This is a genomic window from Curtobacterium sp. MCBD17_028, assembly GCF_003234875.1.
Lineage (GTDB): Bacteria > Actinomycetota > Actinomycetes > Actinomycetales > Microbacteriaceae > Curtobacterium.
Genome location: NZ_QKTQ01000017.1, coordinates 20066 through 44003, shown reverse-complemented (window position 1 = coordinate 44003; position 23938 = coordinate 20066). Strand labels below are relative to the sequence as shown.

The following is a 23938-nucleotide window of genomic DNA, read 5'->3' as shown; positions in this document are numbered from 1 at the left end:
GGCCGGGAGGGACGACACACGGGCCCGGCGTCGGGTCCGGTGCCGCGCCTCCCGGCCGACACACCGTCGGTCAGCCGACGAGCGTCAGTTCCACCTTGGTCCAGCCGTCCTCGCGCCGGTCGAACGCCTCGTACGCCGCGATCGCGTCCGTCATGGCCTCGTGCTGGGTGATCAGGGTCGTCGGGTCGAACTGCCCGCTCGCGACGAGGTCGATGAGCGGCGGTGTGACGGAGTGGTGATCGCAGTTCCCCGCACGGATCGTGAGGTTCTTGTTCATGGCCTCGCCGATCGGGTAGGCGTCGACGGTCGGCGAGTACACGCCGATGATCCCGATGCGGCCGTACTTCGCGACGACCTGCACCGCCCAGCGCGCGACCTGCGAGGGTCCGTCGCCCGGCTTCCACTGGTCGCCCCGAGGCTGCGCGTCGGGAGCGATCGAGGCGACCTCGGCGTCGAACTGCTCGGCCTCGTCGGCGGAGACCGCGGCGGGTCCCTGCTTCGGGCGCTCGGCGTCGACCCCGACCGCGTCGATGACGCAGTCCGCACCGATCCCGTTCGTCAGGTCCATGACCGCCTGGACGGGGTCCTCGCGGTTGAAGTCGACGACCTCGGCGTGCTGCGCCAGGGCCTGGGCCAGCCGGGTCTCCTGGCCGTCCACGACGATCACGCGACCCGCGCCCTGCTTGAACGCCGAGGCGATCGCGAACTGCCCGACGATGCCCGCTCCGAACACGACGACCACGTCACCACGGCTGACACCGGCCAGCTCGGCGCCGAACCACCCGGTCGGGAAGATGTCGGACAGCAGGATCGCCTGCTCGTCGCTCACGTTCTCGGGCAACCCGTGCAAGGTGTTCTGCGCCCAGGGGACGCGCACGTACTCGGCCTGGAGTCCGTCGACGGGACCGGTCGACACCGGGCCACCGAAGAAACTCGTGCCGGCCTGCGACCCGTTCGGGTTCGCCACGTCGCACTGCGCCGTCTTGCCCATCCGGCAGTACCGACAGGCGCCGCACGAGATCGTGGAGTTGATGACGACGCGGTCGCCTGCGCTGAATCCGCGGACGGCGTCGCCGACCTGCGTGACGACGCCCACGGCCTCGTGACCGAGGATCGTGCCCTCCTGCATCGGGGCCATCGTCCCGCGGACGAAGTGCAGGTCGGTTCCGCAGATCGCGCTCCGGGTGACGCGGACGATCGCGTCGTGCGGGTCCTGGATCGTCGGCTCGGGGACCTCGTCGAGTCGGATGTCGCCGATGCCGTGCCAGACGACTGCCTTCATGAGCGTGCTCCTCACGTCCTGCCGCGCCTCGCGCACGAGCGTCGCGGATCCCCGGATCTCGGGGCGCGCTGGACGGTACGCGGATGCCGGTGCGAGCCCGGGGGACGGCACTGCCAGGGTCGGCGGTCCGACCGGGAGGCACGGCGCACGTCGGCGACGTCGGACGCGGTGCCGGGCCTCCCGGACCCGCTGCCGGGCCTCCCGGACCCGGTCCTGGCCGCGCGGGCCGCGCCGCCGCCTCAGGCCTCGACGCCGACGCCCCATCCGGCCTCGGCAAGCGCCACCGCGGCGTCCTCGTACGACGAGTAGGGGACGTGCGCGTCGCCGATGATGCGGTAGTCGGTCAGCCCGGGGCCGGCCCAGTACACGGCCCCGTCCGCTCCCGCGTGGCGGAGGGCGGCGCGGATCGCGCTGGGCGGATCGGGGATCTCGAGGATGGTCGTGTCGGTGCCCGCCCCGCGCGCGCCGGCGAGGATCGCCGCGCGGATGGCGTCCGGGTCCTCGTGCCGGGGGTGGTGGTCCGCGACGATGACGACGTCGGCGTGCCGGGCCCCGACCTCGCCCATGCCCGCGCGCTTGGTCGGGTCCTTGTCCCCGTCGGCGCCGACGACCATGACGAGCGGCCCGGCCGTGAACGCCCGCATCGCGATGAGGCTCTTCTCGAACGCGTCGGGGGTGTGCGCGAAGTCGACGAAGACCCGGGGCCCGGTGGCCGCGGACGCGTCCGCCATGCGCCCGGGGACGTCGACGTCGAGCCGAGCGCCGACCGCGCGCACGAGGTCCGGGAACGGCACGCCCGAGGCGGCGAGCATGACGATCGCGAGCCCCGTGTTCGCCGCCATGTGCACGCCGAGCAGGGGCACCTCGGTGGTGACGGTCGCTCCCCCGGGGCCGTCGAGCCGGAACCGCGTGGCGTCCGGGCGCTGCTCGAGGACGGTGACGTGCCAGTCGGCGGCCGTGTCCGGGCGCGAGGTGATGGTCGTCAGGGGGACCTCGGCGGACGCCGCGATCCGCGCACCGGCGGCCGAGTCGAGCGACACGACCGCGCGCCGCGATCGGTCGGGGCGAAACAGGAGCGCCTTGGCCGCCAGGTACGCGTCGAGGTCGGCGTACTCGTCGAGGTGGTCGTGGCTGAGGTTCGTGAACCCGGCGACGTCGACGACGACCCCGTCCACCCGGTGGCGGGACAGGGCCTGCGCGCTGATCTCGAGGGCGACGCCGTCGGCACCGTGCTCCAGGGCCGCGGCGAGGAACCCGTGGAGCTCGCTCGCCTCGGGGGTCGTCAGCCGGCTCGCGATCACCCGGTCGCCCACGTGGCGCTCGGCGGTGGAGGTCAGCGCGGTCCGCCACCCGAGTCGGCGCATGACCGCGTCGAGCAGGTACACGCTCGACGTCTTGCCGTTCGTGCCGGTGACGCCGAACAGCGTCGCGGACGGCGCGGACGTCCCGAACACGACCGCCGCCGTCCGACCGAGCACGGCGCGGGGTGACGGCACGACGAGGACCGGCACGGTCGACGCCGCGAGCGCCTCGGCACCCGCCGCGTCGGTGAGGACCGCGACGGCCCCCGCCGACAACGCGGCCGGGACGAACCGGACGCCGTGCGTGTGGGCACCGGGCATCGCGACGAACAGGTCCCCGGGGCGGACCTCGCCGTCCTCGACGGCGACGCCGGTCACGCGCAGGTCGTCGGGGACGGCGGTCGGCGTGGTCGCTGCGACGACCTCGGCGACGGCACGGAGCGTGGTGCCCGTCGGGTTGCGGGGCCGGAACGCATCGGACACCGGTCGACTCCTCGTCGTCGTGGCTCAGGACAGCGCGACGCTACGCCGGAGAGGTGCGGGTCGGGGTACGTGCCGTTCAGGCGACGGCGAGGAGGGGGAGGCGTGCTGCCCCCTCCCACCCGACTGCGGCTCAGGCCCGCCCGAGGGATGCCGGCTGCGCGCGCTGCACCCGGACGAAGAGCATGAGCACGAGCCCGGCGAGCAGCACCGCGACGATGCCGAGGATGCCGAATCGCGTGGATCCGCCGATCGTCACGGCGAGTCCGAACAGCGCGGGTGCCAGGAAGCTCGCCGCCCGGCCCGTGGTGGCGTACAGACCGAAGAGCTCGCCCTCGCGCCCGGGGGTCGCGAGGCGCGCGAGGTAGGCGCGGCTCGACGACTGCACCGGGCCGACGAACAGACACAGCGCGAGGCCGAGCACCCAGAATCCCTGCTGCGCGGTGCCGATGAACAGGACGCCCGTGCCGCACGCGACGAGTCCGACGAGCGCGGCGAGGATGAGCGCGCGCGAGCCGAAGCGGTCGTCGAGCCGTCCGGACACGACGGTGGCGATGCCCGCGACGACGTTCGCCGCGATCGCGAACAGGATGACCTCGGACGACGAGAACCCGAACACCTGCGCGGCGATGATCGCCCCGAACGTGAACACGGCGGCGAGGCCGTCGCGGAACACGGCGCTCGCGACGAGGAACATGAGGAGGTCGCGCCGCTCGCGCCACAGTCGGGCGACGTCGCGGCCGAGGTCGGCGTAGGCGGTGAGGACGCCGCTGCGCCGCGCCGGTCCGCGGGTGGCCTCGGGCACGACGACGAACAGCGGCACCGACGAGGCCGCGAGCCACAGCGCGGCGACGCCGATCGCGACCCGGACGCTCCACTCCCCACCCGCCACGGTCGACGGCAGGCCGAGCAGTCCCGCGCGGTCGGGCGAGCCGAAGTCCTGGATGCACAGCACGAGCAGGACGACGAGCAGCACGATGCCCCCGAAGTACCCGGCGGCCCAGCCGATGCCGGACACCCGGCCGGTCCGGCCCTCGGGGGCGACCTGCCCGAGCATCGCGTTGTAGCCGACGCTGGCGATCTCGTACGCGACCGTGCCGATGCCGAGGAGGGACGCCCCGAGCACGAGGTACGGCTGGGCGGGCGCGACGAACACCATGCACCCGATGCTCAGCACGATGCCGATCGTCGCGAGCAGCACGGACCGCTTCCGGTGCCCGGACGCGTCGGCGAACCGGCCGATCGCCGGTGCGATGAGCGCGACGACGACGCCGGCGATCGTCAGCGCGACCGACACCACGGTCGCGTTGTGGGCGAGGGCTGCCTCGACCGCCCGCCGCCCGGCTGCACCGTGCTCGTGCGCGACGAGGGCGGGGTCGACGAACGCGCGACTGGCCAGGTAGGTGCTGAAGACGAACGTCGTGACGACGGCGTTGAAGGCGGCCGACCCCCAGTCCCAGAGCGCCCACGCGACGAGGCCACGCCGGTCGGTGCGCTGCGGGGGCGCCGTTGCTGCCATGGGCGAACCGTAGCGGAGCCGGGTGTCGCGCGGGTCGCGGCGCTGGCGGTCGGCGGCGATCGCACGCGCTGACACAGCCGACCGGAGCCGGACGGGAGGGGCGCAGCCGCTGGCCCCGCCCCTCCCGTCCGTCGGTCAGTCGGCGGTGACCACCGCGGTCGCCCCCGCGACCGTGATCGCGTCCTCGACGAGCGCGACGACCGGGTCCGGCAGGCCGCTGACCCAGCCGAGGGCCGTGCGGCCGAGGTAGCCCGCGTAGCTCCCGATCACCGCGCCGACGCCACCGAGCACCGCGGTCTGGAGGCGCGACACACTGCTGCCGCCCACGCTCCCGATGACGAGCCCGGCGATCGCACCGGCCGCGACGCGTCCGAGGAGCGCCCCGGGCTTCAGCCGACTGGGCGTGACGGGGAGCTTGTCGGCGACCAGTTCCCCGGCCGCCGAGGCGACGAGGGCGCCTCGGCCGACGGGCGAGCGGAACACGGGCCACTGCTGCCAGGCGCCCTGGAGCGAGGGGCGATCGTGCTGCAGCGCGAGGACCGCGAGGGGCGTGGCGGACCGGGCGCCCGTGAACACGCCGAGCAGCAGTGCCCGGGCCGGGATGGACAGCGTGGTGGTGCTCGGCATGGTGGGCTCCTCGTGGTGGCGGATGTGGTTCTCGCGCGAGGCTACCGACCGCGGGTCGACACGGACCCAGCCCGCCGACGGGTGACGTGGAACGCGGCGACCGAGCGGGCTGCGGCGGCACCATCCAGCGCCCGGCACGCGGTCACCGGGCGTCGGGGCCGTGTGGACCGTCAGCGGGCGCCGGTCGCTCCGCGCTACTCCGCACCGGCCGCGAGTCCGGCGCGGATGCCGGCCCAGCCGTCGCGGAGGATCCCGTCGTCCGTCCCGGCGACGACGAGCCCGAACCCGTGGGCCGCGAGGACCCGCGCCCGCTCGGGCGTGCCGCCGTACGCCGCGGCGAGGATCCCCGCTCGACGGCAGGCCGCGGCGATCCGGACGAGCGGCGAGGACGACGAGTGATCGGCGAGGAGGTCGTCGAGCGCGACGCCGAGGGCCAGCGCGAGGTCGAACGGCCCGACGAAGATCCCGTCGACGCCCTCCGTCTGGGCGATCTCCTCGACGTGGGTCAATGCGGCGGCGGACTCCACCATGACGAGACACTGCGGCTCGTCCTCGGGTGCGTGTCCGCCGTACGCCGCGTCCACGCCGAACGCACGGCGGGCGGGCCCGAAGCTCCTCGCGCCGAGCGGCGGGTAATGGCATGCACGGGCCGCGCTCTGCGCCTGGGACGGGTCCTCCACCATCGGGACGATGATCGCGCTCGCGCCTGCGTCGAGCGCGCGGCCGATCAGCTCCGGCCGGTTCCAGGCGACACGGACGACCATCGTGACGTCACGTGCGAGCCCGGCGCCGATCGTCGCGGCGAGGTCGTCCGGCGGGTACCCGTGCTGCTCGTCGACGCAGATCCACGGGGCCCCGGAGGCCGCGAGCGAACCGACCACCCGGGGGCTCGCGTAGTTCGACCACAGACCCCAGAGCGGATCGTCCGACGTCGTCGCGGCGCTGTGCATCGTCCTCGCTGTCACGCCATCAGCTTTCCAGATGGCATGTTTCCAGCGCGTGAAGACTTGCGGCTGGAATCCCGTAGCGCCCCGATACTTGCCCCATGAAAATGCAGAACGCGGTGACGCCTGACGCTCAGGCGCTCTACGACGGTCCGGTCATCGACGCGCACTTCCACATGTGGGACCTCGCCGGGGACCACTACCCGTGGCTGATGCCCGGCGGGAGCTTCGGTCCGAAGGGCCTCTTCGACTCGCTCAAGCACGACTACGTGCTCGACGACTACCGCCGCGACATCGACGGACAGAACGTCGTGGCGTCGGTGCACATCGAGGCGCTCTGGGACGCCGAGGACAGCCCGGTGAACGAGACGCGGTGGCTGGAGTCCCTCGACAAGTCCGACAACCTGGCGATCCGGTACGTCGCCGCCGTGCCGTTCGAACGACCCGACACCGAGCAGCTCATCCGGGAGCAGGCCGCGTTCGAACGGGTCGTGTCGATCCGGCAGACGATCGCGTGGAACCCCGACCCGGAGAACACGATGATGGTGGAGGCGGAGATCAGTCGACGCCCCTCGTGGCGGGCAGCCCTTCCGGTGATCGCGGAACTCGGTCTGGCGCTCGACCTCCTCATCTACCCGTGGCAGGCGGACGAGGTCGTCGAGCTCGCGGCCGCGTACCCGTCGTTGACGATCGTGGTCAACCACATCGCGAGCCCGATCGACCAGAGCCCCGATGGCCTCGCGCGGTGGCGGGACGACGTCGCCCTGCTCGCGACCGCCGCGAACGTGGTGATCAAGGTCTCGTCGGTGCACGGCTACCTCCCTGAACCGACATACGCGCACGCCGAACCGCTGATCCGCCACGTCCTCGACCGGTTCGGCGGGGGCCGCAGCATGATCGCGAGCGACTTCCCGGTCGGCGGGATCCGCGGGATCACCTACGCCGAGGCCTTCGACCAGTACCGCCGCGCAGCCGCGCACCTGAGCGCCGACGAGCAGTTCGCGCTGTTCTGCGGCACCGCCTCCCGCGTCTACCGGATCCCGCTCGCGTCCGTGGGCGTGCAGCCTTGAGCAATCGCAATGCGTAATTCGCCGGAAACAAAACGTTCGAAAAGCGAAACGCGCTGCTACTTGCCGAACACAACTACTCCGACTTGACTCGCTTACGAAACGTCACCTCCCGCTGAGCACCACCCGACCTCAAGGAGCACCCATGTCCTCCCACCCCTCGAAACGACGCGGTGCGCGAATCGCGAGCATGGGCGTCGCAGCCCTCGGCGTCGGTGCCCTGCTCGCCGGCTGGACGGCGGGCGGCACCGCCGTCGCGAACGCGAGCACCTCGTCGAAGACGCCGAAGGCGCTCACCGTCGCGCTCAGCCAGAACCCGGACACGCTCGACCCCGGGCAGACGGGCCTCGTCGGTTCGGTCAAGGTGGACGCGCAGATCTTCGACCCGCTGATCTGGCGGTTCTCGGGTTCGAAGAAGTACGAGCCCGGGCTGGCGACCTCGTACACGGCGAACGCCGATGCCACGGAGTACACGTTCCACCTCCGGCACGGCGTGACGTTCCAGGACGGCACCCGGTTCGACGCGAACGCCGTCAAGGCCACCTTCGACCACATCGCGGACCCCGCGACGAAGTCGGCCAGCGCGGTCACCTCGCTCGGCCCGTACAAGGGCACGACGGTCGTCGACCCGTACACCGTGAAGGTCGACTTCACCAGCTCCTACCCGGCGTTCAACACGCTCGTCGCGAGTGAGCAGTTCGGCATCGACTCCCCGACGGCGCTGAAGAAGTACGGGGCGGACTACGGGCAGCACCCGGTCGGCACCGGGCCCTTCACGTTCCAGAGCTTCACCAGCGGGTCGTCGGTCAAGCTCACGCGGAACGCGAAGTACGACTGGGGTCCCAAGCGGTTCGGCTCCGGGGCGGCGAAGCTGTCCTCGCTGACGTTCCGCATCCTGACGAGCCCGACGTCGCAGAACAACGCACTGAAGACGGGCGAGGTGCAGGTCGCCGACGGACTGGATCCGCAGGACGTGGCGAGCGCGAAGAAGGCCGGCAAGCGGACCACCACCGTCGCCGCGGCCGGGATGCCCTACGGGTGGCTCCTCAACGTCGACAAGGCACCGACGAACGACCCGCTCGTCCGCCAGGCGATCGCCCACGCCATCGACCGGAAGTCGATCATCTCGACGCTGTTCGCCGGTGAGTTCAAGCTCGCGACGAGCGTGGTCACCCGCGCCACCCCGGGGTACGCGAGTGCGGGCAGCGCGTTCTCGTACAACCAGAAGAAGGCCGGCAAGCTGCTCGACCGCGCCGGCTGGAAGATGGTCGACGGGAAGCGCCAGAAGCACGGCAAGACCCTGACGATCTCGATGATCAACATCGCGAACTTCGGCTTCGACGACATGTCGACGCTCGTCCAGTCCCAACTCGCGTCGGTGGGCATCACGGCCAAGCTGAGCGACCAGGCGTTCCCGACCGTGGGACAGACGTACAACAACGGCGGCTCGAACACCGCCAGCTGGTTCTTCTGGTCCCTCGACCCGAACATGATCAAGTCGGTGTTCACCTGCGCGCAGGTGAAGAGCGGGTTCAACTGGTCCCACTCCTGCAGTGCGTCGCTCGACAAGCAGATCGACGCGGCCGACGCGACCACGAGCACGACCGCCCGGAACGCCGCATTCGCCTCCGTGTTCAGGAAGATCAACAAGCAGGCCGCCTTCATCCCGGTCTACGACCTCAAGGCGATCTACGTCACCAACGGGATCACGGGGCTGGCGTCCACGCCCGACGGCGACGCCTACTACGCCGGAGTCGGCAAGTGAGCGCCGTGGCGGTCGCGTCCGTCGCGCCGGACGCGAGGGATCGGGGCTGACATGGCGCAGTTCCTCGGACGACGGGTCCTCGTCGCGATCCCGGTGCTCTTCGGCGTCGTCGTCCTGGTGTTCCTCATCCTGCGACTGATCCCGGGTGACCCGGCGCAGATCGTGCTCATGGGGACGAACGCCTCGCCCGCCCGGGTGGCGCAGGTGCGGCACCAGATGGGCCTCGACCGGTCGTGGATCGCACAGTTCGGGATCTACGTCGGCGGCCTCCTCCGTGGTGACCTCGGGTACTCCTACGTGTCGCACGGCACGGTGGCGGCGCAGATCGGCAGCCGCCTCCCGTCGACGCTCGTCCTCGCGGGCTCGGCGCTCGCCGTCGCGCTCGTGGTCGGGATCCCGACGGGCGTCGTCGGCGGCCTCTGGCCCGGGTCGATCGGCGACCGGCTGGCGACCGGGTTCTCGGTGCTCGGTCTCGCGGTCCCGTACTTCTGGTTGGCCCAGCTGCTCATCCTGCTGTTCGCCGTGCGGCTGCAGTGGCTCCCCGCACTCGGGGTCGGCGGTCCGCAGGCCCTCGTCCTGCCCGCGCTGTCGCTCGGACTCGGGTTCGCCGCGATCATCACGCGGATGCTGCGGAGCGCGCTCATCGACGTGTACCAGCAGCCCTACGTCATCGTGGCGCGGAGCAAGGGGCTCTCGAGCTGGCAGCTGCTCTCACGGCACGCGTTCCGCAACGCGATCTCGGCGGTGACCACCATCATCGGCCTGCAGATCGGCAACCTGCTCGCGGGCGCCGTGGCCACCGAGGTGATCTTCGGTCGGCCGGGGATCGGGAACTACCTCGTCTCGCAGATCCAGCTCAAGGACATCCCGAGCATCCAGGGCATCGTCCTGTTCATCGCCGTCTGCTACATCGTGATCAACATCCTCGTCGACGTGAGCCACGGCCTCCTCGACCCGCGTGTCCGGAAGGCGTGGACGGCATGACGACGTCAGCAGTGGAGAACGTCACGGAAGCGGCAACCCCGACCTCGGGTCGGCCCCGGCCACGACGGGTCGACGTCGGCGGCGCGGTCGTCTGCGGAGCGGCGGCGCTGCTCGTGCTCCTCGTGCTCCTCGCCCCGGTCCTCGCGGCGGCGTCCCCGACGACCGCGGTGGGGCTGGCGCGGAGCGCACCGACCCTGGCGCATCCGTTCGGCATCGACCACCTCGGTCGCGACGTCCTGTCGCGCACGCTGTGGGGCGGACGGCTGACCCTGCTGATGGCCGCGCTCTCCACCCTGCTCGCCGCGGTCGTCGGGGTCCCCATCGGGCTCTTCGCGGGATACGTCGGGGGGATCCGGGGCGGGATCTCGATGCGGGTCATGGACGTGTTGCTCGCGTTCCCGGGCCTGCTCCTCGCGCTCATCATCATCACGATCGGCGGCACGGGCGTCCCGAGCACGATCCTCGCGGTCGGGGTCTCGTTCATCCCCGTGTTCGCCCGCGTCGTGTACGGCTCGACGCAGCGGATCCGGTCCGAGGAGTACATCGCGGCGTCGATCGTCGTCGGCGCGTCGCCGCTGCGGGTCATGATGCGCAACGTGCTCCCGGTCGTGCTGGTCGAGGTCGTCGTGCTCGTCTCGAGCGCGATCGGGTGGACGACCCTCCTCACCGCCGCCCTCAACTTCCTCGGGTTCGGGGTCGCCCCGCCGACGCCGGAGTGGGGAGCCGACCTGGGGGCCGGCACCCAGTACCTCGACCAGGCGTGGTGGATCTCTGCAGCACCGGGCCTCGCGATCACGCTGACGATCCTCATCGCCAACTTCCTCGGGGACTTCTTCGCCAAGCGCCTGTCCGCGCCCCGGGCCGACCTGCAGCCGAGCACGGAGCCCGTCGCATGAACCTCGTGATCCTCCCCCTCGGGACCTGCTGGTGCGCCCACGGCGTCGTGACACCGGGCCACCTGCACGACGAGAAATTCTCGATCCCGGTGTCGTCGTACCTCGTCGAACTCGACGACGGACGGCTGCTCCTCATCGACACCGGCATGAGCCGCGACCACGTCACCGACCCGGACCTCACCTGGGCGGGAACCGATTTCGCGCGCATGCTGACGCCGGTCATGGCGCCCGAGGACGACATCGGCGCGCGACTCCGGGCACTGGGCATCGAGCCGGAGCAGATCGACGTCGTGATCAACACGCACCTGCACTTCGACCACGCCGGCAACAACCACCAGTTCCGCAACGCGACGTTCCTCGCCCAGCGCGAACACCACGCGTACGCCCTCGGCAACCCGAGCTTCCCGAACCAGTACTGGAACCTCCCGGAGCTCCACTACGAGCTGCTGGACGGCGGCGGCGAGGTCCTGCCGGGCGTCGAGATCGTGGTGACGTCCGGCCACGCGCCCGGCCACCAGTCGGTGATCGTGCACCTGCCCGAGGAGGGCGACCTCGTCATCTGCGGTGACGCGATCTACCTGCAGGACAACCTCGACCTCGACAACTGGGAGGCCATGGCCGACCCGGACCAGGCGCGTGCCAGCGCCGCGCGCCTCCGCGACCTGGAGGCCGGCGGTGCGCGCCTCCTGTACGGACACGACCCCGACCAGGTCGCCGACTTCCCGCGTGCCCCGTACCGGCACCGGTGACCGCCACCCGCCCTCGACCGCAAGGACCCGCCATGACCAGCCACCTCCTCGTCTCCGACGTCACCGTCTTCGACCCGCGCGCCGCCGGCGTCGTCGAGCACCAATCCGTCCTCGTGCGGGACGACACGATCGACTGGGTCGGCCCCGCCGACCAGGCGCCCGCCCCCGGCGACGGGTGGGTGGTGCGTGACGGGCGGGGACGCACGCTCCTCCCGGGCCTGTTCAACGGCCACGTGCACCTCATGGGCGACGGCGTCCACGACGGGGGCACCCTGACCGGCTCCTCGACGTACGGCACGGTCCAGGCGGTGGTGAACCTCGCCGAGACGCTGCAGACCGGCGTCACCAACGTGCGCGACTGCGGGTCCATCGACGGGATCGCGATCGAGCTGCGCGACATCGTGGCGTCGGGCTACGTTCCGGGGCCGCGGGTGAAGGCCGCGGGCCGGGTGATCACGATGACCGGTGGCCACGGGCACTCCATCGGACGTCAGGCTGACGGCCCGTGGGGTGTCGCGCAGGCGACGCGGGCCGAGCTGCACGCCGGAGCCGACTTCATCAAGATCATGGCCACCGGTGGGGTGCTCACCGAGGGCGTCACGCCGCTGCAGACGGCACTCCACGTCGACGAGCTGCGTGCGGCGGTGGACGAGGCGCACAACGCCGGCAAGCGGATCACGAGCCACGCGATCGGCGGCCCCGGCGTCAAGAACGCGATCCGGGCGGGACTCGACTCGATCGAACACGCCTGCTTCTTCGACGACGAGGCGATCGAGCTCGCCCTGGAGCGCGGCACGATCATCGTCCCGACCCTGGTGGCCGTGAACCGGATCGTCACGAACCCCGAGACCGTCTCCGCATCGGTGTACCGGAAAGCACGGATGGAGTCCGACGCATCGGTCGCAGGGTTCCGGGCGATGGTCGAGGCCGGTGTCCGAGTCGCGTGCGGGACCGACGCGGGGACGCCCCACAACCCGCACACCGAGGTGCCGGTCGAGCTCGGGCTCATGGTGGAGTACGGGATGACCCCCGTGCAGGCGCTCGTCGCCGCGACCCTGACCTCTGCCGAGAACTTCGACGTGCTCGACACCCTCGGCACCATCGAGGTCGGCAAGACCGCCGACCTGCTCCTCGTCGAGGGCGATCCCACGGCGGACATCGGGGCGATCCGGGACGTGCTGCTCGTCGCCAAGGCCGGCGCGGTGGTCCGCGACGAGCTCGCGCTCGACTCCGTGCGCGCATGAGCGACACCGAGCCCCTGCTGTCCGTCCGCGATCTGCGCGTCGTGTTCCCCGGGACCGCCGAGGGGAACGCAGCGGTGGCGGGGATCGACTTCGACCTGTTCCCGGGCCAGACGCTCGGACTCGTCGGCGAGTCGGGTTCCGGCAAGAGCACGGTGTGCCTCGCGATCCTGGGCCTGCTCCCCCGCGGCACCCGGGTCACCGGGCAGATCCTGTTCCGCGGTCGCGACCTCGTCACGCTCGGCGACCGGGCCATGCGGCCGATCCGCGGGCGGGAGATCGGTCTCGTCTACCAGGACCCGCTCGGCGCCCTGAACCCGACGCGGACGATCGGCTCGCAGCTCCGCGAGTCGCTCCGGCTGCACCTCGGACTCTCCGGGGCAGCAGCGGACGACCGTGCGGTCGACCTGCTCGAGCGGGTCGGGATCCAGTCGGCGCGGGCGAAGCTGACCGCGTACCCGCACGAGTTCTCCGGCGGGATGCGCCAGCGGGTGGTGATCGCGATGGCGATCTCCTGCAACCCCGTGCTGCTCCTGGCGGACGAACCGACCACGGCGCTCGACGTGAGTGTGCAGGCCCAGGTGCTGGAACTCCTCCAGGACCTCAGCGCGGAACTCGGCCTCGCACTCATGCTCGTCAGCCACGACCTCAGCGTCGTCGCCGGCCTGTCCGACGTCACCGCGGTGATGCGGTACGGCGAGATCGTCGAACAGGGCGAGGTCGACGACGTGTTCTCGAGGCCGCAGCACCCGTACACCCGCGCACTGCTCGACACGGTGCGGGCACTCGAACGAGAGGACGCCTGATGAGCGACCCACTGCTCCGGGTCGACGACCTCGTCGTCACCTTCACGCCCCGCGGCCTGTTCCGGCGCGGCGAGGGGGTGCAGGCGGTCCGGGGCGTCTCACTGTCCGTGGAGGCCGGGACCACCGTGGGCATCGTCGGCCAGTCGGGCAGCGGGAAGTCCACCGTGGCGCGGACGATCGTCGGCCTGGAACGACCGACGTCCGGCCGCATCGTCCTGGGCGGCAGGACCGTGGACCAGAGCGCGGAGTCGCTCGCGGAACTCCGCCGCAGCGTGCAGATGGTGTTCCAGGACTCGCTCAGTTCCCTGAACCCGAGGCGGACGATCGGTGCGATCCTCGCGGAACCGCTGGTCGTCCACGGCATCGTCCCGCGCGCCCGGATCGCCGACCGCGTGTCCGAGCTCCTCGAGGACGTCGGGCTGCCCGCGTCCCACGCCCGGCGTCGGCCGATGCAGCTCTCCGGCGGGCAGCGCCAACGCGTGAACATCGCACGCGCCCTCGCCAGCTCGCCGCAGCTGATCATCGCCGACGAGCCGACGAGCGCCCTCGACGTCTCGATCCGCGCGCAGATCCTCGAACTGCTGAAGCGTCTGCAGGCTGAGCACGGGCTGGCGTACCTGTTCATCAGCCACGACCTCCACGTCGTGCGGTACATGAGCGACACGGTCGTCGTCATGCGGCACGGTGAGATCGTGGAGGTCGCCGACAAGACGTCCATCTACCGGGCGCCCCAGCACGAGTACACGAAGGAACTGCTCGCCGCCGCACCGACCACCGACACGGCCCTGGCGAAGGCACGAGCACGCCGTGCGGCCCGCCCGGTCGGGTCGGCCTCCTGACTCGCTCCCCGCGACGAACCGACCGAAGGAACAGCGCTCCGCCCATGCAGATCCCAGCCAGCACCAGCACCATGCCCAGATCGGGGATCCGCGAGATCATGGACCTCGCGCTCGCCCGACCGGACACCATCCGACTCGAGCTCGGCGAGCCCGACTTCCCCACACCACCGAACGTCGTGGAGGCCGCCGCCCGCGCCGCCGCCGCCGGTGCCACCAAGTACTCGGTCACGCCGGGGATCCCGCAGCTGCGCGAGGCGCTCGCCGAGAAGATCCGGACGCGGAACGGGTTCGAGACCCGCGCCGAGCAGGTGCTCGTCACGTCCGGCGCGGTGCAGGGCATCTACGTGGCACTCGTCGGGCTGGTCGACCCGGGCGACGAGGTCCTCGTCCCGAGCCCCGGGTGGCCGAACTACCAGATGATGTGCCGGCTCCTCCGCGCGACGAGCGTCGGCTACCGGCTGCGCGCCGAGGACGACTACCTGCCCACCGTCGCCGACCTGGAGGCGCGGGTCACGCCGCGGACCAGGGCGATCGTGCTGAACGCACCCTCGAACCCGCTCGGCTCCGTGTTCGACGCCGATCGGCTCGCCGAGGTGGTCGCCTGGGCGAACGGCCACGGTCTCTGGATCGTCTCGGATGAGTGCTACGACGAGCTCACCTTCGACCGCCCGCACGTCTCCACCGCGGTGTTCGACGAGACCGACTCCGTGATATCGGTCTACAGCTTCTCGAAGACGTACGCGATGACCGGATGGCGCATCGGGTACCTCGCCCTGCCGCAGGCGGTCGTCTCGACGCTGTCGAACGCGCACGAGGCGATGCTGTCGTGCGTCGCGATGCCGACGCAGTACGCCGCCCTGGAGGCCGTGACCGGTCCGCAGGACGTGGTCACGACGATGCGCGCCGCCTACCGGACGCGACGGGACACCGCGCTCGCCGCGCTCGAGGAACGCGGCATCCCCGCGTTCCGGCCGGAGGGGGCGTTCTACCTCTGGGTCGACGTGTCGGCGTCCGGCCTTCGGAGCGACGCGTTCGCGCGCGCACTCGTCGCGGACGCGGGCGTCGCCGTCGCCCCCGGCACCGCCTTCGGCAGCGGTGGCGAGGGGCACGTCCGGATCTCGATCGCCAACGGCGTCGACGCGGTCGTCGAGGCGATCGACCGGATCGGGGCCGCCATCGACGCCCGGTCGGTCAGCGCGCGGTGACCGTGGGGATCGGGGTCCGGGGCCGGACGGGGCTTCGGGCGCACCGGTCGGGCTGCCAGGGTCCCCGGCCGGGCCGCAGTGCGCCCCGGCTAGGCTGCCGGTCTCCCCGGTTAGGCTGCCGGGGGACGCGAGGAGAAGAGAGCGGATGAGCACCTCGAGCACCGAAGCGACCGGCCCGGACGACGACGAGGCCCCCGCCGGCTCGAAGCTCGCGCAGCTCATCCAGCGCCCGACGGCGAAGGTCCCGCTCGACGAGCTCGACCACGCCCTCCTCCGGGCGCTCGCCGACGATTCGCGGCGCTCCCAGCGCGCCCTGTCCCGCGAGGTCGCGCTCTCCGCCCCCGCGATCGGCGAGCGGATCGCCCGACTGGAACGCCTCGGCGTCATCCGCGCCTACACGCTCGACATCGACTGGGCGACCCTCGGCTACTCCATGTCAGTGCACATCCCGATGACCGCCGCCGCCGGTGCCGACCTCGGTGCGATCATCGAGCGCCTCGTCGAGATGCCGGAGCTCGAGGACCTCGACATCGTCACGGGCCAGTGGGACCTCATCGCCAAGTTCCGCCTGCGTGACCACGCTCACCTGCAGGAGGTCCTCCTCGTTCGGATCTGGCAGATCCCCGGCGTGCAGCGGGTCGAAACGTTCCTCGGACTCGGGAACTACCGCGGGGCCGGGGTGTTGCGCGACGAGTGACGGTCACCGAGCCGGGCCACCCCCGACGAACGCGCCCCGGCCCCAGCGGGCGACGCGCTCCGGCACATCATGAGCCCGGCCACGTCACCCACGTCGTTGCCCCGACGGTCATCGTCACCAGTCGCGTGGACGACACGACGGTCCGGTTCTGCACCGGGCGCTCCCGCCGGTGATGCGGTCCGCGGGTGTGGCCTGGAGAACGACACGTCGGTGAGCCAGGGCACGCAGGCGGACATGCCGCGGTCGGTGACGTCGTTGCTCCTCGCCACACCGGCGCAGCAGGGGCAGCGCGGCCAGCGGGTCAGGGGCGCCCGTCCTGGGCATCGACCACGCCGGGGGTCGGACTCGTCCCGCTGAAGGCGTCGCGCATCGTCCCGACCCCCTGCTGCGGATGCGCCCGGTCGAGGTGCTTCGCCCGGGATGCCTTCCGCGGCTCGGGGTCCGTGTGCATCGCGGCGTTGCGGTCCCGACGCAGGGCCTCGTCGACCTCGCCCTCGCGGTTGAACGACCACATGAGCATCGGGTCGCCGAGGGGCAACGCCTGCGCCGGGTGCTCCCCCATCGGCGTGCTGTGCCAGGTGTGCCAGGTCTTGCCGTACGAGTTCACGAGGTGCCCCATCAGCTCCGTCTCGACGGCGACCGGGAGTCCGGGCGCGACGAGCTCACCGGAGAACACCTCGTGGTTGTGCGGGTGCCACGCGGCCCGTTCCTCCTCCGGAAGCGTCCCGTACAGGGCCTCGGAGAGGATGTACTCGATGCCGATCAGGTTGGCGTCGCGCGTGTTGCCGTCGAAGAGCACGCACTGCAGCATGTCCGCGTTCACCACCTTGCAGAAGTGGTGCGCCTCCATCTGCAGGTCCGGCTCGCCCTTGACGCAGTGGAAGCCGACGACGTAGACGTCGAACCCCGCCAGCGGCGCGGTGGTCTGCAGGAGGTCGGCACCGCGGTCGAGCAGGGCGAGCGCGAACCCGCCGGGCCGACCGGGAGGCACGACACCGGTCGAGCGGTTCGCGACGGCTGGGTTCAGGGGCACGATGCATCTCCTCGGGCTCGGAACTCCTGCTCATCGCACTCCGCGCTGCCTGCCAGCCACCTCAGGACCCGGGGCGCTGGACACCACCCTCGCGGGCACACGCCCCGCTCATCCGCCGGGTGCCACCGCCGCCCTGACCACTGCGACGCCCGCGATCACCGGGACGGCGCGGGCGAGCCGGATCTCGATCGTCACGGTGTCGACGAGTTCGGGGGCGAGCGGGACGATGCGCTGGTAGCCGACCGCACCGAACTCAGCGCGCAGGACGAGTGCACCCCGAAGGGCCGCCGTCACGACAGCGCGCTCGATGCGCTGCCCGACGGCGATCTCCTCCTTGATGACGACGGCCTCGACGACCGTCGGCTCGGCCAGTCGCAGGGTGAGGTGCGGCGACGCATCGCCCGGCTCGGGCTCCCACCGACCGGTGCCGTTCGCGAGGTCGAGCGCCGGACCGCCGGGCGAGCCGATGTCGGGGCGCGGCCAGCCATCGCCGCCAGTTCGGACCACACCGCTCGACGGCTCGACGTCCGCCTCGACGACGCGCCGACGCTGGTCCGCGATCCGTTCGCCGAGCTCGGCGAGCACCGCGACGTCGGGCTCCGCGATCCGACCGGCTCGTGTCGGCGGGACGTTCAGCAGGAACCCCGCGTTGCCGCCCACCGCCGACCGGTGGATCGCGAACAGCTCGTCGACGCTGCGGACCGCGTCGTCCTCGGCCGGGTGGTGGAACCAACCGGGGCGGATCGACGTGTTCACCTCGGCCGGGTACCAGACCAGGTCGTCCTCGTGCCCGGCGAGGGCGGCTCGGCTGCCCAGATCCTCCTCGTCGCTCCGCACCAGCGTGGTGAAGGTGCCGTCGTCAACCTGCTGGGATCGTTCGGCGACGCGCTCGGCGTCCTGCAGCCCACGCGGCACGACGCTCCACTCGTCGGCGCGGGTGTGCCCGGCCTCGTTCCCACACCAGCGGACGTCCGGGCCGCAGACGTTGATGACCGCGCCCGGTTGGAGTTCGCGGATGACGGCGTAGTAGCGGTCCCAGTCGTACACCTGGCGTCGACCGTTCGGTCCCTCGCCGTTGGCACCGTCGAACCACACCGAGAACACGTCGCCGTACCCGGTGAGCAGCTCCGTGAGCTGGGCCACGTAGAAGTCGTCGTACGCGCGGCCCGAACCGTAGGACGCCTCGGTCCGGTCCCACGGCGACAGGTAGACGCCGAACCGGAGACCGTGGCGCCGGGCGGCGTCCGCGACCTCGCCGACCAGGTCCCCGTGCCCCCCGCGCCAGGGCGATGCGGCCACGGAGTGGGGGGTCACGGCGCTCGGCCACAGACAGAAGCCGTCGTGGTGCTTGGCGGTCAGGATCACCCCGGTCATGCCGGCGCTCGCGACCGCCGCCATCCACTGGTCCGTGTCGACGCCCTCGGGATCGAAGAGCGCCGGGTCCTCGTGTCCCGCACCCCATTCACGGTCGGTCATCGTGTTCATGCCGAAGTGGACGAACGCGGTGAACTCCATCGCCTGCCAGGCCAACTGCCGCTGGGAGGGGCGCACTGCGACCATCGCCGCCAACGCGGGATCCAGTGGGGTGACGGCACTCGTGGCGGCCGCTCCGGGACTCCCGGCCGCTGCTCCGCTCACCGGAACCGCCGGTTGTAGCTCCAGAGCACGGCGATGAGTCCGGCGAGCCCGACGAGCATGAGCAGCAGACTCGGCCAGCCGACGTGGGTCCGCGCGACCACGACGAGGACGACGCAGACGAGCACCGCCACGACGCGGGCCACGATCACGAGTGCCGCTGCGGTCGATTCCTTCACTGTCCGGATCCCTTCATGACGTCGAACACTGCCGCGCTCATCCCTTGACCCCGCCGGACGCCATGCCCTCGATGAGCCGACGTTGGATGAGCGCGTACACGATGAGCACGGGGACGATGACGATGACCATGCCGGCGTAGAGACGTCCGTAATCGGCGGCGGCCTTCTCGGCGGTCATCAGGTTGAGGAGACCGACCTGGACCGTCTTGTGCGACCCGGTCAGCAGGGTCATCGAGATGATGAAGTCGTTCCAGTAGGCGAGGAAGTTGAACAGGATCACGGTGGTCACCGCGGGGCGCGCCATCGGGAGCATGATCCGGGTCATCACGCCGAACCGGCTCGCGCCGTCGAGCGACGCGGCCTCCTCGTAGTCCACCGGGATCGTGCGGAAGAACGCGGTGAGCAGGTAGATCGTGAACGGGATGCTCGTCGCCGCGTAGACGAGGGAGAGCATCACGGGGTCGTTGAGGAACAGCCCGTTCGGCGCGATCGAGCTGATCGCCCGGTCCCAGCCGACGAGCATGAGGAAGATCGGCACGACGATGTAGTTGACGTTGACGAACAGGCCCGCGAGCAGCGCGAGTTCGATGATCCGCTTGCCCGGGAACTCGTAGCGCGCGATGACGTAGGCGGCGGGAATCGAGACCGCGAGGACGAAAGCGAGCCCGAGCAGCGTCACGAGCACGCTCGTCAGGAAGTACTGGCCCATCTGGGCGTCGACGAACGCGGCGACGTAGTTCTGCCAGTGGAAACCCTGCGGCAGCGCCCATGGGCTGCCGTAGAACTCGCTCTTCTTCTTGACGGACGCGAAGATCACCCACGCGACCGGGACCGCGGTGGCGAGCGAGGCGATGATGACGAGGACGTAGGTGAGGGTGCGGCCGACGCGGGGGCGGCGAGTGGTGATGGTGGTCATGGTCGACTCCTCAGAACTGCAGCGGCTCGCGCTTGGTGGCCCGGCTCACCAGGAGCGAGACGAGGAACGAGAACGCGAAGATGACGACCCCGATCGCCATCCCGTAGCCGTATGACCCGTTCGTGTAGGCCTGCTTGTACATGTAGGACAGGAGCACCTCGCTCGAGCCGTCGGGCCCACCGCCGGTCATCGCGTGCACGAGGACGAAGCTGAGGTTGACCGCGCTCATGATGAAGAAGGTCAGCGTGGTGCGGAGGTTCTGCCAGATGAGCGGCAGCGTGATCGTGAAGAACTGGCGACCGTTGCTCGCGCCGTCGAGCGACGAGGCCTCGTAGAGCTCCTCGGGGACGCTCGCCATGCTCGACATGTACATGACCATGTAGTAGCCGAGCGACTGCCAGACCATGGCGATGCCGACGGAGTAGACGACGATGTGCTGGTCGCCGAGCCAGACCTGACGGAGCCCGTCGAGCGACAGCAGGTGGAGCGAGCCGTTGATGAGCCCGTTGTCCTGGTCGTAGATCGCGGAGAAGATCGCCGCGATCACGACGACCGACAGGATGTTCGGGATGTAGAGGATGAACCGGTAAAGGTTCTTCGCGCGGAGCGACTGCCGGGTCATGATCGCCGCCAGGAACAGTGCCATCCCCATGGTGACGACGGTGACGACGACGAGCAGCGCGACCGTGTTCTCGAACGCCCGGATGAACTGCTGGTCCTGGAACAGCGCCTCGAAGTTCTGGAGCCCGACGAACTGCGCGGTCGGCGAGAAACCGCTCCAGGTGAACAACGACATGCGGAACACGCTGATCGTCGGCCACACCATGAACACGGCGAACAGGACGAGCGCCGGGGCGAGGCAGGCGATGACGAAGCCCCGACCGCCGCGACGGCCACCGCTCCCTTGGCGTGCGACGCCCGGCTGGATCCGCCGGATCCGGCGCTCACGGGAGGGCGCGACCGGTGCCGGGGTACCGGCGACCGTGGTCGGTGCCGGCGGTGTGGAGGTTGAGGTCACGATTGACGTCCTTCGCTTGGTTCCTCGTGTGGTCCCTCGTGGGGCCCGGCGGTCCCGGGATCAGCGGGACCGCCGGGGCGGGTGTCCGATGCTTCCGGTCAGTCCTTCGCAGCGTGGAGCTTGTTGCTCGCGGCGTTCAGGGCGCTCCGCCACTGGGCCTCGGTCTTGTCGCCGGTGATGATGCTGTTGGCGGTGCCGAAGAGGGTGTCCTGGATGCTGACGCCCTGGACCGTCCCGGTACTGGCGAAGCCGCCGACGATCGGCTTGACGCCCGACTCGTCGTAGACCTTGTAGAACGACTTGTTGTCGCCGGTCAGGAGCGAGGACACGCCCTTGATGGGCTGGATCGCCCCGGAGGCGGCGAACAGCTTGGCGGCCTTCTTCGAGTACATGAACGCGATGAAGTCCTTCGCCGCGTCCTTGTGCTTCGCCGCGCTCGGCACCCACACGGCCTCGGTCTGCGTCGCGATGTACCGTTCGTCACCGGCGGAGACGGCCGGCAGCGGCATGAGTCCCCACTCGAACCCGGAGGCCCGCGGTGCGCTCGCCATCTCCGTCGAGACCCACGTCCCGTTCGGCATGAAGAGCGCCTTGTCGTCCATGACGCTCTGCTGGTTCTTCAGGTAGTCCTGCTCGTTCGCGTAGCCGACGGTGGTCGGGGCGGCGTAGCTCAGCAGCTTCGTCGCGATGTCGAGGACCTTCTTGCCCTTCGCGGTCTCCCAGATCCCGGGCTTGTAGTTCATGACGTCGTCGTAGAACGCCTTGCCACCGACGTCAGCCGTGAGCGCGTAGAAGAACGAGTCGAGGTAGCCGGTCGTCGGGTAGGTGAACAGCGACATGCCCTGCGCCTTGGCCTCGTCGCCGAGCTGGAACATCTGCTTCCAGGTCGTCGGGACCGCCCAGCCCTTCTCGGCGAACAGGTGCTTGTCGTACACCAGGCCGGTCGGCGCGTAGTAGACGGGCATCAGGTAGGTCTTGTCGGTGCCGTACGGGTTGGTCGCCAGGTTGCCGACGATGCCCCCGGTCAACTGTGATGAGACCGTGCCGCCCTGACCCGGGATCTTCTCCTTGAGCACCGGGGTGAGGTCCTCGAGCGCCTTGTCCTTGACCATCGTCTCGGTGAGGCCGGCCGCGCGTCCCTCGCCGAGCTCGACGAGGTCCGGGTAGTTCCCGGCCTTCATCTGCGGGGTGATCTCGTCCTCGATGTCCTTCGACAGCGTGAGCTTGATGTGGACGCTGGGGTGGAGCTTCTCGTACGCGTCGATGACCTTGTGGTACATCGCGGTGCCGTAGCCGCCCTGGAGCGCGGCGAAGTCCAGCGTGGTGGAGCCGCTGGACGACGAGCCGGAGTTCGTCGTCGAGCAGCCGGCGAGCAGTCCGAGCGCCGCGACGGCGGCCCCGATCATGACGAGCGGTCTCTTCATCGTTGTGGGTCCTTCCGTGGGCGCGTTGCCCGGACGGGTCGAAGTGGGGGTGGTGGTTCCGGTCCGCCAGCCCGGGCACGGATCGGCGTCGTCGTCGTCCGCGTGCCGGTCGGGGTGCTCCTGGTTCGCCGATGTCAACACTGTGGCATCGATAACACGGACGCGCAAGCAGGTTCATGAGCCGGAAACAAACGGCACGGCGCTCGCCCGGCCGGCCGCTCCCTCGACTCAGCGAACGGCGGGAGCGGCGGTCGTGGCCCGGACGACGAGCTCCGGAGCCCCGTCGTCGGTCAGCGGACGGCTGGCACCGGGCGCGAGCAACAGGTCGACGGCGGCCGCACCGACACGGTGGAAGTCCTGCCGGACCGTGGTGAGCGGCGGCGAGCAGTAGGCCGCGAGCGCGATGTCGTCGACGCTCACGATCGAGACGTCGTCGGGCACCCGCCGCCCGTGCTCGCGCAGGGCGCGGATGACCCCGAAGGCCATCTCGTCACTCGCGACGAACACCGCGGACACGTCGGGGATCATGGCGAGGATCTGCCCCTGCCGGTGACCCGAGGCAGGCGACCAGTCCCCTTCGAGCGGCGGCGGCGGTTCGATCCCCACGGCCACCAGGGCGTCCTCCCAGCCCTGCCGACGCTGTCGGGCCTCGATCCACTCGTCCGGTCCGCCCACGTGCCACACCTGACCGTGCCCGAGTGTCAGCAGGTGCTCCGTCGCGAGCCGCCCGGCGGCCCGCTGGTCGATCCCGACCACGGCGGCGCCGGCCGTGCGGGAACCGTCGACGGTGACGGTGGGGATCTCGCGGGTGATCTCCTCCATCTTGCGGGTGACCGAGATGAGCGGGACCGCGATGACGATGCCCTCGACCCCCTGGTCGGCGAGCTTCGACAAGGACCGCTCCATCTGGCCCGTGTCGAGGGACGCGATGGTCGCGATGCTCACGGCGAGTCCGGCGGCCTCGGCCGCCGACTCGACACCCGCCGTCACCGCCGAGCGCGAGTAGTACCCGCCGGACTGCAGCAGCACGAGTCCGAGCGTGCGGGACCGGCCGGACGACAGCATCCGGGCCGCGTTGTTCAGTCGGTACCCCAGCTGCTCGACCGCCAGGAGGACGCGTCGACGCGTCTCGGGGTTGACGTTCGGGGAGTCGCGCAGGGTCCGCGAGACGGTCTGCGCGGACACCCCGGCGGCCCGCGCGACATCGGTCATGCTCGGACCGCGGACGGCGTGGATGTCGGTCTCGGTCATGTGCCTACTGTGGCAGTGCGGTCGGCATCGATGCCATCGCGACCGCTGCTCGGCGAGCCGTTCCCGCCGATGTTGGCAGA

At 70.8% G+C, this 23938-nt stretch carries 22 protein-coding genes; 10 read left to right on the top strand and 12 right to left on the bottom strand.

Annotation, left to right across the window (positions count from 1 at the left end; translation table 11 throughout):
- Positions 1-70: 70 nt before the first annotated feature.
- The 5 genes from DEI86_RS14330 to DEI86_RS14310 all read right to left on the bottom strand — a co-directional run bounded on the left by DEI86_RS14330 (position 71) and on the right by DEI86_RS14310 (position 6174).
- Complete coding sequence (locus tag DEI86_RS14330) at positions 71-1282, bottom strand: zinc-dependent alcohol dehydrogenase (protein ID WP_111049983.1); 1212 nt, start codon at positions 1280-1282, stop codon at positions 71-73.
- 239 nt (positions 1283-1521) lie between these two features.
- Positions 1522-3066: a Mur ligase family protein gene (locus DEI86_RS14325; protein WP_111049967.1), complete on the bottom strand. Its 1545-nt coding sequence runs from the start codon at positions 3064-3066 to the stop codon at positions 1522-1524.
- 130 nt (positions 3067-3196) lie between these two features.
- Positions 3197-4582 (bottom strand): MFS transporter, encoded by a 1386-nt coding sequence (locus DEI86_RS14320; RefSeq protein WP_111049982.1) that lies wholly within the window; start codon positions 4580-4582, stop codon positions 3197-3199.
- A gap of 135 nt (positions 4583-4717) precedes the next feature.
- Positions 4718-5209 carry a DUF4126 family protein gene (locus DEI86_RS14315; RefSeq protein WP_111012347.1) on the bottom strand — a complete coding sequence of 164 codons (492 nt, stop codon included), beginning with the start codon at positions 5207-5209 and terminating at the stop codon, positions 4718-4720.
- Positions 5210-5403: 194 nt separating this feature from the next.
- A complete protein-coding gene (locus DEI86_RS14310) occupies positions 5404-6174 on the bottom strand; it encodes an HpcH/HpaI aldolase/citrate lyase family protein (protein ID WP_146244953.1) in 771 nt (256 codons plus the stop codon).
- Positions 6175-6254: 80 nt separating this feature from the next.
- Here DEI86_RS14310 and DEI86_RS14305 point away from each other — a divergent pair, with 80 nt between their 5' ends.
- The 10 genes from DEI86_RS14305 (at position 6255) to DEI86_RS14260 (ending at position 16402) form a co-directional block, all read left to right on the top strand.
- Complete coding sequence (locus DEI86_RS14305) at positions 6255-7223, top strand: amidohydrolase (protein WP_111049965.1); 969 nt, start codon at positions 6255-6257, stop codon at positions 7221-7223.
- A 142-nt stretch (positions 7224-7365) separates the two neighbouring features.
- The gene (locus tag DEI86_RS14300) at positions 7366-8985 is read left to right on the top strand and encodes an ABC transporter substrate-binding protein (RefSeq protein ID WP_111049964.1); all 1620 of its coding nucleotides are present in this window, start codon (positions 7366-7368) and stop codon (positions 8983-8985) included.
- A gap of 51 nt (positions 8986-9036) precedes the next feature.
- The gene (locus tag DEI86_RS14295; RefSeq protein ID WP_111049963.1) at positions 9037-9969 is read left to right on the top strand and encodes an ABC transporter permease; all 933 of its coding nucleotides are present in this window, start codon (positions 9037-9039) and stop codon (positions 9967-9969) included.
- Positions 9966-10865: an ABC transporter permease gene (locus DEI86_RS14290; RefSeq protein WP_146242925.1), complete on the top strand. Its 900-nt coding sequence runs from the start codon at positions 9966-9968 to the stop codon at positions 10863-10865. The genes DEI86_RS14295 and DEI86_RS14290 overlap by 4 nt, the downstream gene beginning before the upstream one ends.
- Entirely contained in the window at positions 10862-11614 is a 753-nt protein-coding gene (locus tag DEI86_RS14285; protein ID WP_111049962.1) for an N-acyl homoserine lactonase family protein, read from the top strand. Before DEI86_RS14290 ends, DEI86_RS14285 begins: the two co-directional genes overlap by 4 nt.
- Positions 11615-11646: 32 nt before the next feature.
- The gene (locus DEI86_RS14280; RefSeq protein ID WP_111010975.1) at positions 11647-12858 is read left to right on the top strand and encodes an amidohydrolase family protein; all 1212 of its coding nucleotides are present in this window, start codon (positions 11647-11649) and stop codon (positions 12856-12858) included.
- On the top strand, positions 12855-13661 hold the full coding sequence (locus DEI86_RS14275; RefSeq protein WP_111011006.1) for an ABC transporter ATP-binding protein: 807 nt from the start codon (positions 12855-12857) through the stop codon (positions 13659-13661). The genes DEI86_RS14280 and DEI86_RS14275 overlap by 4 nt, the downstream gene beginning before the upstream one ends.
- Positions 13661-14500: an ATP-binding cassette domain-containing protein gene (locus DEI86_RS14270; RefSeq protein WP_111037333.1), complete on the top strand. Its 840-nt coding sequence runs from the start codon at positions 13661-13663 to the stop codon at positions 14498-14500. The genes DEI86_RS14275 and DEI86_RS14270 overlap by 1 nt, the downstream gene beginning before the upstream one ends.
- A gap of 71 nt (positions 14501-14571) precedes the next feature.
- Complete coding sequence (locus DEI86_RS14265) at positions 14572-15705, top strand: pyridoxal phosphate-dependent aminotransferase (protein WP_181439794.1); 1134 nt, start codon at positions 14572-14574, stop codon at positions 15703-15705.
- A gap of 145 nt (positions 15706-15850) precedes the next feature.
- Positions 15851-16402 (top strand): Lrp/AsnC family transcriptional regulator, encoded by a 552-nt coding sequence (locus DEI86_RS14260; protein WP_111010972.1) that lies wholly within the window; start codon positions 15851-15853, stop codon positions 16400-16402.
- A 301-nt stretch (positions 16403-16703) separates the two neighbouring features.
- Here DEI86_RS14260 and DEI86_RS14255 read toward each other — a convergent pair whose 3' ends face one another.
- From DEI86_RS14255 to DEI86_RS14225, 7 genes are all read right to left on the bottom strand, one after another.
- The gene (locus DEI86_RS14255) at positions 16704-17435 is read right to left on the bottom strand and encodes an OBAP family protein (RefSeq protein ID WP_258376566.1); all 732 of its coding nucleotides are present in this window, start codon (positions 17433-17435) and stop codon (positions 16704-16706) included.
- Between the two features lie 108 nt (positions 17436-17543).
- The gene (locus DEI86_RS14250) at positions 17544-19073 is read right to left on the bottom strand and encodes an alpha-L-fucosidase (RefSeq protein ID WP_258376565.1); all 1530 of its coding nucleotides are present in this window, start codon (positions 19071-19073) and stop codon (positions 17544-17546) included.
- Positions 19070-19249, bottom strand: a complete 180-nt coding sequence (locus DEI86_RS14245) for a DUF6903 family protein (protein WP_111010970.1) — start codon at positions 19247-19249, stop codon at positions 19070-19072. The genes DEI86_RS14250 and DEI86_RS14245 overlap by 4 nt, the downstream gene beginning before the upstream one ends.
- 37 nt (positions 19250-19286) lie before the next feature.
- Complete coding sequence (locus DEI86_RS14240) at positions 19287-20165, bottom strand: carbohydrate ABC transporter permease (RefSeq protein ID WP_111010969.1); 879 nt, start codon at positions 20163-20165, stop codon at positions 19287-19289.
- 10 nt (positions 20166-20175) lie between these two features.
- The gene (locus tag DEI86_RS14235) at positions 20176-21183 is read right to left on the bottom strand and encodes a carbohydrate ABC transporter permease (RefSeq protein ID WP_258368691.1); all 1008 of its coding nucleotides are present in this window, start codon (positions 21181-21183) and stop codon (positions 20176-20178) included.
- A 98-nt stretch (positions 21184-21281) separates the two neighbouring features.
- The gene (locus tag DEI86_RS14230) at positions 21282-22607 is read right to left on the bottom strand and encodes a carbohydrate ABC transporter substrate-binding protein (protein ID WP_111049959.1); all 1326 of its coding nucleotides are present in this window, start codon (positions 22605-22607) and stop codon (positions 21282-21284) included.
- 228 nt (positions 22608-22835) lie between these two features.
- Positions 22836-23858: a LacI family DNA-binding transcriptional regulator gene (locus DEI86_RS14225; protein ID WP_111049958.1), complete on the bottom strand. Its 1023-nt coding sequence runs from the start codon at positions 23856-23858 to the stop codon at positions 22836-22838.
- Positions 23859-23938 lie beyond the last annotated feature (80 nt).

What these genes read in the sequence shown, in the direction of transcription:
- DEI86_RS14260 (WP_111010972.1), top strand. Translation starts at nt 15,851, where the DNA reads ATGAGCACCTCGAGCACCGAAGCGACCGGCCCGGACGACGACGAGGCC.
- DEI86_RS14290 (WP_146242925.1), top strand. Translation starts at nt 9,966, where the DNA reads ATGACGACGTCAGCAGTGGAGAACGTCACGGAAGCGGCAACCCCGACC.
- DEI86_RS14295 (WP_111049963.1), top strand. Translation starts at nt 9,037, where the DNA reads ATGGCGCAGTTCCTCGGACGACGGGTCCTCGTCGCGATCCCGGTGCTC.
- DEI86_RS14265 (WP_181439794.1), top strand. Translation starts at nt 14,572, where the DNA reads ATGCCCAGATCGGGGATCCGCGAGATCATGGACCTCGCGCTCGCCCGA.
- DEI86_RS14285 (WP_111049962.1), top strand. Translation starts at nt 10,862, where the DNA reads ATGAACCTCGTGATCCTCCCCCTCGGGACCTGCTGGTGCGCCCACGGC.
- DEI86_RS14240 (WP_111010969.1), bottom strand. Translation starts at nt 20,165, where the DNA reads ATGACCACCATCACCACTCGCCGCCCCCGCGTCGGCCGCACCCTCACC.
- DEI86_RS14275 (WP_111011006.1), top strand. Translation starts at nt 12,855, where the DNA reads ATGAGCGACACCGAGCCCCTGCTGTCCGTCCGCGATCTGCGCGTCGTG.
- DEI86_RS14300 (WP_111049964.1), top strand. Translation starts at nt 7,366, where the DNA reads ATGTCCTCCCACCCCTCGAAACGACGCGGTGCGCGAATCGCGAGCATG.
- DEI86_RS14230 (WP_111049959.1), bottom strand. Translation starts at nt 22,607, where the DNA reads ATGAAGAGACCGCTCGTCATGATCGGGGCCGCCGTCGCGGCGCTCGGA.
- DEI86_RS14270 (WP_111037333.1), top strand. Translation starts at nt 13,661, where the DNA reads ATGAGCGACCCACTGCTCCGGGTCGACGACCTCGTCGTCACCTTCACG.
- DEI86_RS14280 (WP_111010975.1), top strand. Translation starts at nt 11,647, where the DNA reads ATGACCAGCCACCTCCTCGTCTCCGACGTCACCGTCTTCGACCCGCGC.
- DEI86_RS14330 (WP_111049983.1), bottom strand. Translation starts at nt 1,282, where the DNA reads ATGAAGGCAGTCGTCTGGCACGGCATCGGCGACATCCGACTCGACGAG.
- DEI86_RS14315 (WP_111012347.1), bottom strand. Translation starts at nt 5,209, where the DNA reads ATGCCGAGCACCACCACGCTGTCCATCCCGGCCCGGGCACTGCTGCTC.
- DEI86_RS14320 (WP_111049982.1), bottom strand. Translation starts at nt 4,582, where the DNA reads ATGGCAGCAACGGCGCCCCCGCAGCGCACCGACCGGCGTGGCCTCGTC.
- DEI86_RS14305 (WP_111049965.1), top strand. Translation starts at nt 6,255, where the DNA reads ATGAAAATGCAGAACGCGGTGACGCCTGACGCTCAGGCGCTCTACGAC.
- DEI86_RS14225 (WP_111049958.1), bottom strand. Translation starts at nt 23,858, where the DNA reads ATGACCGAGACCGACATCCACGCCGTCCGCGGTCCGAGCATGACCGAT.